Genomic DNA, 11,800 nt, shown 5'->3' with positions numbered 1-11,800 from the left:
GATTACGCCGTGGTGACGAACGGGGTCAGACCCGCGGCAACCGGGCCCGGGCGTCCGCCGGGCTGAGGCCCGTCGCGCACAGCAGGTCGGTGGCGAGGGGGCGGAGCGCCGTGATGAGCGTCTGGTCGCCGAGGGAGCCGTCGGGCACGAGTGCGATTGGATCGAGGCGCGCGGCGACCGCGGTGAGCACCTCGCGCGCAGCCGGTTCGTACGTGATGTCGGTGAGGGACTGCTGCACGAGGTCGGCGCCGCGGATCAGCTCGACCAGGAGGTCGGCTGCGACATCGCGCTTGCGGCCGTCGTCGACGAGGTAGGCGGCGCGGCGCGCGACGACGCGGAGGTTGCGCACCGCGAGGTCCATGCTCACCCGCATCCGTTCGTACCGTTCCAGCTCGAACCGTTGCCGCCGCAGGAACGGCGAGATGCGGGCGATCGCTGCGCCGGATTCCACCGAGGTCTTCCAGTCGTCCACGAGGCCCTGCAGCTCGCGCGCCTTCTCGAGACCACGTTCGGTCCGCACCCGACTGCCGCGGCGAAGCCCCTGGGCGACGGTGCCGGCGGCGCCCTGGAATGCGGAGAACAGGCGCCCGGCATCCGTCAGCGCGGTCCGCAGCGGACTGCGCGGGATGAGGGCCGTCACCAGCAGCGCCATCGCGCCGCCGATGAGCGCGTCGAGCAGGCGCAGGAACGGCACCTGGGCTGGCACGACGACGACGATGATCGACTGGATCGCCGCAGCGATCGCGAACCCCGCCTGCGGCGACACGAAACGGGCGATCGACAGACTGACCGCGAGAGTGAGTGCGAGCTGCCACCAGCCGTTGCCGGCGAGGAACACGACGAGCTCGGCGACGAACACGCCGAGCGTCATTCCGATGACGGTCTCGAGGACGCGCCACGGTCGCGCGTCACGGACGAGTCCGAGGCTCGAGATCGTGACGGTCGCCGCGATCAGCGGGGCGGGATGCCCGAGGCCGTAGTGCGCGATCGAGAACGCGGTGCTGGCTGCGACGACCAGCTGCAGGATCGCGACAGCGGAGCCCTTCAGGCGGGTCCACCCCTCCCGCGGGTACCGGCGGGCGGTGGGCACCGGAGCCGTCGCCGTCGGTTCCCCCGTCATCGTCAGCGGCGCTGGGACAGGCGCGGCAGGCGCGGGATGGATGCCGCGCGCCCCGCATCCGGGGGCACGACGACCTCTTGCGCGGCGGCGATCTCGCCGTCAGGCACCTCGACCGTCAGCGCGGCGTCGACCGGCACGGACCGCTTCACGATGGCGAGGGCGATGGGGCCCTCCACGTGATGACGTGCGACGGAGGTGACGGCGCCGACATCGGCCCCGTCGAGCCGGACCGCTGCGCCGGGTGCCGGGAGCTCGGCATCCGATCCGTCCAGCTGGAGCGACACGAGTCGTCGCGGCGGGTGGCCGAGGTTGTGGACCTTCGCGACGGTCTCCTGTCCGCGGTAGCACCCCTTGTCGAGGTGGACCGCGGTGCGGAGCCAGTCGACCTCGTGCGGCAGGGTGCGTCCGTCGGCCTCACTCGCGGCGCGCGGGCGCCACGCGGCGACGCGCAGAGCGTCCGCGGCGAGGTATCCGGCGAGGCGCGTCTCACCACGGACCGCGGCGGCGGCCAGGTCGTCGAGGACCGTGCGCGGCACGACGGCCTCCGCCCAGTCGAGGTCCGCCCCCGGGTGCGGGTCGACGGCGGCGTATCCCCAGCCGCCGATGCCGACGTTCGGCCACGGGTCGCGCCAGACGACCTCGGCACCGAGCGCATCGACGGCCGCGTTCGTGCCGGCGACGACGGCGAAGCCCTCGGACGCGTCCTGCGGGTCGACGCGCAGGCGGAAGCGCATGCGGGTCAGCCAGGTCAGGAGCGCGCCCGCCCGGTCCCGGTCGACGATGAGCCACGTGCGCTCCCCGTCGTCGACGACGGATGCCGCGTGCTCCACGTGCCCCTGCGGATCGAGCACCAGCAGTTCGGTGCCGACGCCGGGAGCGAGCGCGGCGAGCGCCTGCGATGTGATCGAGTCCAGCCACGAGAGCCGGTCCTCGCCCGCGACTGTGAGGACCGTGCGATCGGCCAAGGGCGCGACCGCAGAGCCTGCGGCGAGGTCGCGCTGCTCGCGGACGGGATTGCCGAGGTGCGCGAGACCGCGCTCGTCGACGACGGCGCCGGGGACTCCCGCGAAGACGTCGGCGGTCACTGGACCCTCGCCAGCCGCGCGGAGGCGTGCGACGACAGTGCGGTGCCGAGGGCCGCGATGTCCCAGGCCCAGAGCAGGTGGCCGTCGACGAGGCCGTACATCCGGGTGGCGGACGAGTAGTCCTTCGCACCGGCGGGACGCACGATCGCATCGGTCGCGATGTCGATGCGCGGGCCGCGGACCTGTCCGAGGTAGAGCTCGCTGATCCCGTCGGAGTGGACGAGCGCCACTTCGATCTCGAACCCGCCGCCGTCGGCGCGCAGCGCCTCGACGTCGTCCACGGTCCGGGCCGCGTCACGGGGGGCGAGGGCCGGAAGAAGTGCCGGTCCTGCGTCCTGCTCCGTCGAGGGACGGGACAGACGCCAGTATCCCGTCTCGGCGACGAGGTCGTGGCGGGTGCCGTCGGCATCTTCGAACCAGGCGGTCGCCGCGTAGTTGAGCGCGTCCCCACCGTCGTGGCTGAAGCTCACGCGGTGGGAGAACTCGCCCGACATGGTCCGACCCTGAGCGTCGTATTCGAGGACGCCGGTGCCTTCCCAGACCCCGATGAGCCAGGAGAGCGGGACCAGATCAGCCGGAAGGTCGGTCGGCAGATCGATCACGGTGTCAGCGCTGACCGCGGTAAAGGTTCCACACCACGACGCCGGACACGAACGCGATCGCGAGCGATGCGAGGCCGAGCAGCCCGACGAAGAAGAGTTCGAGTGCGACGAGATCCATGCCGTCCACTTTAGCCGCCGCGGACGCGGGTGCGGTCGACGGATGCCGCCGGCTCAGAAGCCGGCGAGGAGCTCGGCGAGCGCGAAGCCGGCACCGAGCAGGCCCATGACGGCCAGGGCACCGAGGACGCTCGCCGCGATGCGGACGATGAAGCCCTGCGACCGGCCCGAGGCGAGCTGGACCGCGAAGGCGACGAAGAAGCAGAGGCCGAAGCCGACGAGCAGCCACGCGCCGCGCCAGTCCGGTTCGACGAAGACGCCGACGGCGAGCGGGACGAGGGCGGCGACCACCCAGACCGCGATGACACCGGCGATCCGACGACGGGGCAGGATCTCGGGCGCGGTCATGGTCCCATTGTTGCGCACAGCCCGGGCGGGTGCACCGGCGGCGACACGGCGCCTGCCGGGGGTACCCCTAAGATGAAACGCGTTTCCGAGTCTGCACCGGAGGGTCCTCCTTGGCACAGCTGCTCGTCCTGAGCTCCGCCGCCGGCGGCGACTCCGTCCTGCCCGCCCTCGAGCTCCTCAGCCACCGCGTCCGGCAGATCCCCGCCGAAGCCGCGCAGCTGGTGAACGCCCCGAACGCGGACGTCGTCTTCGTGGATGCGCGCAAGGACCTCGTCGGAGCGAAGTCCCTCTGCAAGATCCTCACGACGACGGGGCTCGACTCTCCGCTCGTGCTCGTCGTCACCGAGGGCGGCCTCACCGCCGTCTCACCCGACTGGGGCATCGACGACGTCATCCTCGTCACCGCCGGTCCCGCCGAGGTCGACGCCCGCATCCGCCTCGCCGTCGGTCGCGTCTCGAAGGAGCAGGTGTCGACGCGCATCCAGACCTCGGGCATCAGCATCGACGAGTCCTCTTACTCGGCGAAGGTGCACGGGAGGCCGCTCGACCTCACCTACAAGGAGTTCCAGCTCCTGCACTTCTTCGCGACGCATCCGTCCCGGGTCTTCACCCGCGAGCAGTTGCTCAGCGAGGTCTGGGGATACGACTACTTCGGCGGCACCCGCACCGTCGACGTCCACGTCCGACGCCTGCGCGCCAAGCTCGGCGACCTCGAGCAGCTCATCGGCACCGTCCGCAACGTGGGCTATCGCTTCAACGTGTACGAGGACGACCAGCTGCCCGGCGCGCCCGCCTGAGGCCGACACAGCGGCATCCGTCCGTCGTGTTCACGCATGGGACACGTCGCCCTGCAATGATGTGGGGATGATCGACACCCAGGTTCACGACTCCGGACTGGGCGACGCGGACGACGACGACTTCGACGACGTCGTCGAGGCGTACGACTCGCAACTGCCCGACAACCGCTACCTCGACCGCGAGCTCAGCTGGCTCGCCTTCAATCAGCGCGTACTGGAGCTGGCCGAGGATCCGAACCTGCCCACGCTCGAACGCGCGAACTTCCTGGCGATCTTCGCGAGCAACCTCGACGAGTTCTTCATGGTGCGCGTCGCGGGTCTGAAGCGCCGCATCCTCACCGGACTCGCGGTTCCCACCAACGTGGGGCGCGCTCCCCTCGACGTGCTCGCCGACCTCGCCACCGCCGCGCACGCGCTGCAGGAGCGCCACGCCGCGGTCTGGTCGGAGCAGGTGCGGCCCGCCCTCGCCGAGTCCGGCATCGAGGTCGTGTCGTGGGCCGATCTGTCGGATGAGGAACGCGAGATCCTCTACGACTACTTCTCGTCGCAGGTGTTCCCGGTGCTCATGCCGCTGGCAGTCGACCCGGCGCACCCGTTCCCCTACATCTCGGGGCTCTCGCTCAATCTCGCGATCCGCATCCGCAACGCGCGGACCGGACGCCAGGAGTTCGCGCGTCTCAAGGTGCCCCCGATGATGCCGCGCCTCGTCGAGGTCCGGAAGGACGGCAACACCGTCCGCTACCTCCCGCTCGAGGAGCTGATCTCCGAGAACCTCGGCGACCTCTTCCCCGGCATGGAGATCCTCGAGCATCACACGTTCCGCCTCACCCGCAACGAGGACGTCGTGATCGAGGAGGACGAGACCGAGAACCTCATCCAGGCGCTCGAAGCGGAGTTGCTGCGTCGCCGGTTCGGTCCGCCGATCCGCCTCGAGATCACCGAGGACATGGACGACGTCACCCTGTCGCTGCTGCTCGACGAGCTCGACATCACCGAGAACGACGTCTACCGACTGCCCGCGCCATTGGATCTGCGCGGCCTGTTCTCGCTGTCGCAGATCGAGCGGCCCGACCTGCGCTACCCCGCGCACGTACCGAAGACGGCGACGCCCTTCCAGCCCGCCGAGCAGAACGGACGCGCGGACCTGTTCGCCGCCATCCGCAAGGAGGACATCCTCGTCCACCACCCGTACGAGTCGTTCACGACGAGCGTCGTCTCGTTCCTGCAGCAGGCCGCCCGCGACCCCCACGTGCTCGCGATCAAGCAGACGCTGTACCGCACCTCGGGCGACAGCCCGATCGTCGAGGCCCTCATCAACGCGGCGGAGAACGGCAAGCAGGTGCTCGCCCTCGTCGAGGTGAAGGCGCGCTTCGACGAAGCGGCGAACATCGGGTGGGCTCGCACGCTCGAGAAGGCCGGCGTCCACGTCGTCTACGGCCTCGTCGGACTGAAGACGCACTGCAAACTCCTGCACGTGATCCGCGAGGAGGACGGCGCCCTTCGCAGCTACAGCCACATCGGCACGGGCAACTACAACCCGAAGACGAGCCGCATCTACGAGGACTACGGGCTGTTCACGGCGAACGAGCAGGTCGGTCGCGACCTCACCCGTCTGTTCAACGAACTCAGCGGGTACGCGATCGAGAAGAAGTTCAAGCGCCTGCTCGTCGCTCCCCTGCACCTGCGCAAGGGACTGCTGCGCCTCATCGACGCCGAACGCCGCAACGCGCTGGACGGCAAGCCCGCCTACGTGCGCATCAAGGTGAACTCGATGGTCGACGAGCAGATCATCGACGCGCTGTACCGGGCGAGCCAGGCCGGCGTGAAGGTCGACGTGTGGGTGCGCGGCATCTGCTCCCTGCGCTCCGATCTGCCCGGGGTGAGCGACAACATCACGGTCCGCTCGATCCTCGGCCGCTACCTCGAGCACTCCCGGATCTTCGCGTTCGCGCACGGCGGGGAGCCGCAGGTCTACATCGGCAGCGCCGACATGATGCATCGGAACCTCGACCGTCGTGTCGAGGCGCTCGTGCGCGTCATGGAGCCGGCCCACGTGACCGAGCTGCTGGCGCTGTTCGACCTCGCGATGGACGACGGCACGAGCTCGTGGCACCTCGGTGCCGAGGGCGAATGGACGCGTCGTCACCTGGGCGCCGACGGCACGCCGCTCGTCGACCTGCAGGAGAAGACGATGTCGGACGTCCTGCGCCGGCGGCGCCAGCGGGCGGTGCGATGACCGAAACCGCGGTCTACGCCGCCGGCGGCGTGGTGTGGCGGATGCTCGACGGCAAGCTCCTCGTGCTCGCCATCCACCGCACCAAGTACCGCGACGTCACCCTGCCCAAGGGCAAAGTCGATCCCGGGGAGACGCTCGCCGAGACGGCCGTGCGCGAGATCCACGAGGAGACCGGCATCCGTGTGCACCTCGGCGTGCCCGTCGGGATCTCGAACTATCGCCTGCCGAGCAAGCGGACGAAGATCGTGCACTACTGGAGCGCGCAGGCGACCGAGAAGGCCATCCGCGAGTCCGCGTTCGTCCCGAACCGCGAGATCGCCGCACTGGAATGGATGCCGGCGCGCAAAGCGCTCGGCAAGCTGAGTTACCCCGTTGACGTCGAGATCCTCGAGAACTTCCTTCGCCTCGTGGACGACGGCGTGCTCGAGACCTTCCCCCTGGTGGTGCTGCGTCACGCGAAGGCGACTCCGCGCGATGACTGGTCGGGAGAGGATGCCGCGCGCACCCTCTCCCCTCGCGGCAAGAAGCAGGCGAAGGCGATCGTCGGACCGCTCCGGGCCTTCGGGGTGCGCCGCGTGTACTCGAGCGACGCGGTGCGGTGCGTCGACACTGTCACCCCGCTGGCGAAGTCGCTGCGCCGCGACATCCGTCGTACCGCCGCGATCTCGCAGGATGCCTGGGATGCCGGGACCGCGGACGCGCGCACTCTCGTCGGCACGCGCGTGCGGGCGCGAAAGCCAGCGGTGCTGTGCTCGCACCGGCCGGTCCTCCCCGACGTGATGCACGAGATCGCGCTGGCGACGGGAACGGTGAAGGGCTCGTACCTCGGCGCCGCGTCGTCCCTCGAACCGGGCGCCTTCTCGGTCGTCCACCTCTCGGCGACGAACCCCGGATCCGGGATCGTCGCGATCGAGACGCACGCGCCGCAGGTGTGATCCGACAGACGGACCCGTTCGGACCGGGTCCGTTCACCTGTCGTTCACCTCCGGAGCGGAACCTGGTCACCGGCGGCTCTTAGCGTCGAGCCAGCCCCGCACCGGGGTGTCCCGATCACCCGAAGGAAATCACACGTGAAGCTCAACCGCATCGCCCGCGTGGGCGCTGTCGCAGCCGTCGCCGTCCTGTCGCTCTCGGCCTGCGCGGCCAACGAGGGCACTCCTGCTGGCAGCGGCCAGCCCTCCGACGGCGGCTCCTCGCTGTCGGGCACCGTCAAGGCGACCGGCGCCTCGTCGCAGGGCGCGGCCCAGCAGGCGTGGACCGCTGCGTTCCAGACGGCGAACCCGGACGTCACGGTCAACTACCAGCCGACCGGTTCGGGCACCGGCCGCGACAACTTCATCGCGGGCTCCAGCAACTTCATCGGCTCGGACCGCGCGTACAAGACCGACGAGATCGCGGCCGGCAAGTTCGGCGCGTGCGCCACGGCCGACATCATCGAGGTCCCCGCCTACATCTCGCCCGTCGCCGTCGTCTTCAACCTCGAGGGCGTCAAGGAGCTGAACCTGACTCCTGAGGTCATCGGCAACATCTTCAACGAGAAGATCGAGAAGTGGAACGACCCGGCGATCGCCGATCTCAACGAGGGCGTCGAGCTCCCGGACCTGGCTATCACTCCCGTCTTCCGCGGCGACGAGTCGGGCACCACCGGCACGTTCACCGCGTACCTCGCGGCCGTCGCCCCGGATGCATGGCCCTACGAGGACGACGACGCCTGGCCCGTCAAGACCACGCGCTCTGAGGCAGCACAGCAGACCTCGGGCGTCGAGGCTGCCGTCAACGGCGGCCAGGGCACGATCGGCTACATCGACGCCTCCCGCGTCGGCGAGCTGGGCTCGGCCGCCGTCAAGGTCGGCGACGACTTCGTGCCGTTCTCCTCCGAGGCTGCTGCGGAGCTCGTCGCGTCGTCGCCGCTCGAAGAGGGCCGCGCCGACGGCGACCTGGTCTTCGACGTCGACCCCGCCGAGGCACCGGCCGGGTCGTACCCGATCGCTCTCGTGAGCTACCTCATCGGCTGCGCGCAGTACGAGGATGCGGCCACCGCCGACATCGTCAAGGCGTACTTCTCGTACATCGTCAGCGAAGAGGGCCAGAAGGTCGCCAACGAGGCTGCCGGCTCCGCTCCCCTGTCGACCGAGGTCGCCGAGAAGGCCCAGACCGCGATCGACATGATCAGCGCCAAGAAGTAAGACCCTCGCTGCTGGTGGCTCCCGCTTGTCGGGAGCCACCAGCAGCACTCACGTCCGCCCCGCTTCCGACCCGAGGACTGCGATGCCCCCCACCACCGAACTGGTCGCCGACCAGGACACCGCCCGGCGACCGACGCGTCGACGTGGCGATCTCGTCTTCTCGAGCACCGCGCTGGGCGCGGGCATCATCATCCTGATCGTCCTCGCCGCCGTCACGCTCTTCCTCATCGTCGAAAGCGTGCCGGCCTTCACCGCGAACCCCGACGAGACCCAGTTCCTGAGCGGTGAGCCGTTCTGGGAGTACGTCTGGCCGTTCGTCTTCGGCACCCTCTGGGCCTCCGTCATCGCACTCGTCGTCGCGACGCCGCTGGCGATCGGCATCGCCCTCTTCATCTCGCACTATGCGCCGCGAAAAGCTCGCCTCGGTGCTCGGATACGTCATCGATCTGCTCGCCGCGATCCCGTCGGTCGTCTACGGCCTGTGGGGCGCGCTGGTCTTCTCACAGCTCCTGCAGCCGTTCTACGTCTGGCTGAACGAGAACTTCGGCTGGATCCCCTTCTTCGCCGGTGCGGTCTCCCCCACCGGGCGGACGATCCTCACGGCATCCCTCGTCCTCGCCGTGATGATCCTGCCGATCATGACCGCGATCACCCGCGAGGTGTTCCTGCAGACCCCCGTGCTCCACGAGGAGGCGGCCCTCGCCCTCGGCGCGACGCGCTGGGAGATGATCCGGATGGCCGTCTTCCCCTTCGCCCGCGGCGGAATGGTCTCGGGCGCGATGCTCGGCCTCGGCCGCGCGCTCGGCGAGACGATGGCCGTCACGATGGTCCTCTCGGCGACGGGTGCGGTCACGTTCCAGGTGCTCAACTCGAACAACCCCACGCCGATACCCGCGAACATCGCCCTGAACTTCGGTGAGGCGTACGGCGACGGCGTCAACGTCCTCATCGCGACGGGCCTCATCCTCTTCATCGTGACCTTCGCGGTCAACGCGATCGCCCGGTGGGTCGTCAACCGCCGTGCCGAGTTCTCTGGAGCGAACTGATGACCACCCTCACCCGCTCCGAGACCCGCACGCCCGTGGGCAACTCGCTCACCGCGGGACAGCTGCCCAAGTGGATGCCGTGGGTGCTGCTCGCCGGCGCGCTCGTGCTGTCCGGCATCCTGTTCGCCATCATGAACAGCGGCAGCGATGTGGCCGACTTCAACATCGCCGGCGCCACCTTCGTGGGCGTCGTCCTGTTCGCGATCGTCCTCGTCGTCCTGTCGAGCGTCGTCGAGACGCGGCGCCGCGCCGCCGACCGGCTCGCGACCGTGCTGGTGTCGATCGCCTTCACGATCGCCCTGCTCCCGCTCATCTCGCTGCTGTTCACGGTCATCGTCAACGGCGTCGCCAGGTTCGACCCGACCTTCTTCTCCAACTCGATGCGCAACTTCGTGGGCGAAGGCGGCGGCGCCGTCCACGCGATCTGGGGCACCCTCATCGTGACCGGCTGGGCGACCGTCATCTCGGTGCCGATCGGTCTCATGACCTCGATCTACCTCGTCGAGTACGGCCGCGGCCGGGTCGCGAAGCTGATCACCTTCTTCGTGGACGTGATGACCGGCATCCCGTCGATCGTCGCGGGTCTGTTCATCGTCGCCGTGTGCGCGCTGCTGTTCGGTCCGGGGCTCAACACCGGCTTCATGGGCTCGCTCGCCCTGTCGGTGCTGATGATCCCGGTCGTCGTGCGTTCCAGCGAGGAGATGCTGCGACTGGTTCCGAACGAGTTGCGCGAGGCGAGCTACGCCCTCGGTGTGCCGAAGTGGCTGACGATCGTGAAGGTCGTCCTCCCCACCTCGATCGCCGGCATCACGACGGGCATCATGCTGTCGATCTCGCGCGTCATCGGCGAGACCGCGCCCCTTCTGCTGACAGCCGGGTTCACCCAGTCGCTCAACATGAACGCGTTCGACGGCCCCATGATGACGCTCCCGGTGTTCGTCTACGACCAGTTCCAGAACCCCGGCACGAACATCCCCGCCGCGCTCGAGCGCGCCTGGGCCGGAGCGCTCACGCTCATCATCATCGTCATGGCGCTGAACCTCATCGCACGCTTCGTCGCGAAGAAGTTCGCCCCCAAGTTCGGCCGCTGACCCGCGGCATCCGACAGAAAGCACCCCGAAGTGTCCAAGAGCATCGAAGTCAACGACCTCAACGTCTACTACAGCGACTTCCTCGCCGTGGAGGGCGTGTCCCTCGACATCGAGCCCCGCAGCGTCACCGCCTTCATCGGCCCGTCCGGGTGTGGCAAGTCCACGTTCCTGCGGACGCTGAACCGCATGCACGAGGTCATCCCCGGCGCCCGCGTCGAGGGTGAAGTGCTGCTCGACGGCGAGGACCTGTACGGTCAGGGCGTCGACCCGGTGCTCGTGCGCCGCCAGATCGGCATGGTCTTCCAGCGTCCGAACCCGTTCCCCACGATGTCGATCCGCGACAACGTGCTGGCCGGCGTGAAGCTCAACAACTCGCGCATCTCGAAGTCGGACGCCGACGCCCTCGTCGAGAAGTCGCTGCGCGGAGCGAACCTCTGGAACGAGGTCAAGGACCGGCTCGAGAAGCCCGGCTCCGGCCTCTCGGGCGGTCAGCAGCAGCGCCTCTGCATCGCGCGTGCGATCGCCGTCTCCCCCGACGTCCTGCTCATGGACGAGCCCTGCTCGGCCCTCGACCCGATCTCGACCTTCGCGATCGAGGAGCTCATCCAGGAGCTCAAGAGCGAGTACACGATCGTCATCGTCACGCACAACATGCAGCAGGCCTCGCGCGTCTCGGACAAGACCGCGTTCTTCAACATCGCCGGTACCGGCAAGCCGGGCAAGCTCATCGAGTACGACGAGACCGGCACGATCTTCACCAAGCCGTCCGTGCAGGCCACCGAGGACTACGTCTCGGGCCGCTTCGGGTGAGTCGGCTGTAGGGGGCGAGGGATGCCGCGCGGGAGCGCGGTGTCCCTCGTTCTGGTTTGCGGGGGCGCCGGGGGCGCGCCGTGTGCGGATGCAATGGATCGCCGGCGACACGCGGCATCCCGGGCCTGAACGGCGGGGTGTTGCGGCGGATCTCTTGCATCCGGTGACGTTTGTCGGCGGGCGTGCATGGTTCGGGCGGTGGCGACGGTGTGCGGCGCGCCGTTGCGGCGCTGTGTGCGGATGCAATAGATAGCCGGCGACACGCGGCATCCCGGGCCTGAACAGCGGGGTGTCGCCGCGGATCTATTGCATCCGATGACGCTGGGGCGCGGGCGCTCCCTCGTCGCGCCGATCGCGGCGGA

Annotated in this window: 10 protein-coding genes and 1 pseudogene; 7 read left to right on the top strand and 4 right to left on the bottom strand. The window is 69.3% G+C overall.

What is annotated here, in order from left to right:
* Positions 1 to 25: 25 nt before the first annotated feature.
* The 4 genes from QE428_RS09450 to QE428_RS09435 form a co-directional block, all read right to left on the bottom strand.
* On the bottom strand, positions 26 to 1,120 hold the full coding sequence (locus QE428_RS09450) for an aromatic acid exporter family protein (protein WP_307468467.1): 1,095 nt from the start codon (positions 1,118 to 1,120) through the stop codon (positions 26 to 28).
* A 2-nt stretch (positions 1,121 to 1,122) separates the two neighbouring features.
* Entirely contained in the window at positions 1,123 to 2,205 is a 1,083-nt protein-coding gene (locus QE428_RS09445) for a folate-binding protein YgfZ (RefSeq protein ID WP_307468464.1), read from the bottom strand.
* Positions 2,202 to 2,807 carry an FABP family protein gene (locus tag QE428_RS09440; protein ID WP_307468461.1) on the bottom strand — a complete coding sequence of 202 codons (606 nt, stop codon included), beginning with the start codon at positions 2,805 to 2,807 and terminating at the stop codon, positions 2,202 to 2,204. Before QE428_RS09440 ends, QE428_RS09445 begins: the two co-directional genes overlap by 4 nt.
* Positions 2,808 to 2,978: 171 nt before the next feature.
* On the bottom strand, positions 2,979 to 3,272 hold the full coding sequence (locus QE428_RS09435) for a hypothetical protein (protein ID WP_307468459.1): 294 nt from the start codon (positions 3,270 to 3,272) through the stop codon (positions 2,979 to 2,981).
* Positions 3,273 to 3,382: 110 nt separating this feature from the next.
* Between QE428_RS09435 and QE428_RS09430 the strand changes: the two genes are divergently transcribed.
* The 7 genes and pseudogenes from QE428_RS09430 to pstB all read left to right on the top strand — a co-directional run bounded on the left by QE428_RS09430 (position 3,383) and on the right by pstB (position 11,438).
* Positions 3,383 to 4,069 carry a winged helix-turn-helix domain-containing protein gene (locus QE428_RS09430; RefSeq protein ID WP_091352223.1) on the top strand — a complete coding sequence of 229 codons (687 nt, stop codon included), beginning with the start codon at positions 3,383 to 3,385 and terminating at the stop codon, positions 4,067 to 4,069.
* A gap of 67 nt (positions 4,070 to 4,136) precedes the next feature.
* Complete coding sequence (locus QE428_RS09425) at positions 4,137 to 6,305, top strand: RNA degradosome polyphosphate kinase (protein ID WP_307468456.1); 2,169 nt, start codon at positions 4,137 to 4,139, stop codon at positions 6,303 to 6,305.
* Complete coding sequence (locus QE428_RS09420; RefSeq protein ID WP_091352219.1) at positions 6,302 to 7,240, top strand: NUDIX domain-containing protein; 939 nt, start codon at positions 6,302 to 6,304, stop codon at positions 7,238 to 7,240. The genes QE428_RS09425 and QE428_RS09420 overlap by 4 nt, the downstream gene beginning before the upstream one ends.
* Before the next feature lie 135 nt (positions 7,241 to 7,375).
* Positions 7,376 to 8,491, top strand: coding sequence for a phosphate ABC transporter substrate-binding protein PstS (locus tag QE428_RS09415; protein ID WP_091352217.1), 1,116 nt, complete (start codon positions 7,376 to 7,378; stop codon positions 8,489 to 8,491).
* A gap of 82 nt (positions 8,492 to 8,573) precedes the next feature.
* A pseudogene (pstC, locus tag QE428_RS09410) lies at positions 8,574 to 9,537 on the top strand (phosphate ABC transporter permease subunit PstC).
* On the top strand, positions 9,537 to 10,628 hold the full coding sequence (gene pstA, locus QE428_RS09405) for a phosphate ABC transporter permease PstA (protein ID WP_091352212.1): 1,092 nt from the start codon (positions 9,537 to 9,539) through the stop codon (positions 10,626 to 10,628). Before pstC ends, pstA begins: the two are co-directional and overlap by 1 nt.
* A 30-nt stretch (positions 10,629 to 10,658) precedes the next feature.
* Entirely contained in the window at positions 10,659 to 11,438 is a 780-nt protein-coding gene (pstB, locus tag QE428_RS09400) for a phosphate ABC transporter ATP-binding protein PstB (RefSeq protein ID WP_251582391.1), read from the top strand.
* The last annotated feature ends 362 nt before the right edge of the window (positions 11,439 to 11,800 follow it).

Source organism: Microbacterium sp. SORGH_AS_0505 (assembly GCF_030818715.1).
In the GTDB taxonomy this organism is placed as follows: Bacteria; Actinomycetota; Actinomycetes; order Actinomycetales; family Microbacteriaceae; genus Microbacterium.
This window is presented reverse-complemented; position numbering and strand designations above follow the sequence as displayed.

Bases quoted from the DNA above. Each gene is read 5' to 3' on its own strand.
- QE428_RS09435 (WP_307468459.1), bottom strand. From the start codon at position 3,272: ATGACCGCGCCCGAGATCCTGCCCCGTCGTCGGATCGCCGGTGTCATC.
- QE428_RS09420 (WP_091352219.1), top strand. From the start codon at position 6,302: ATGACCGAAACCGCGGTCTACGCCGCCGGCGGCGTGGTGTGGCGGATG.
- QE428_RS09450 (WP_307468467.1), bottom strand. From the start codon at position 1,120: ATGACGGGGGAACCGACGGCGACGGCTCCGGTGCCCACCGCCCGCCGG.
- QE428_RS09425 (WP_307468456.1), top strand. From the start codon at position 4,137: ATGATCGACACCCAGGTTCACGACTCCGGACTGGGCGACGCGGACGAC.
- pstA (WP_091352212.1), top strand. From the start codon at position 9,537: ATGACCACCCTCACCCGCTCCGAGACCCGCACGCCCGTGGGCAACTCG.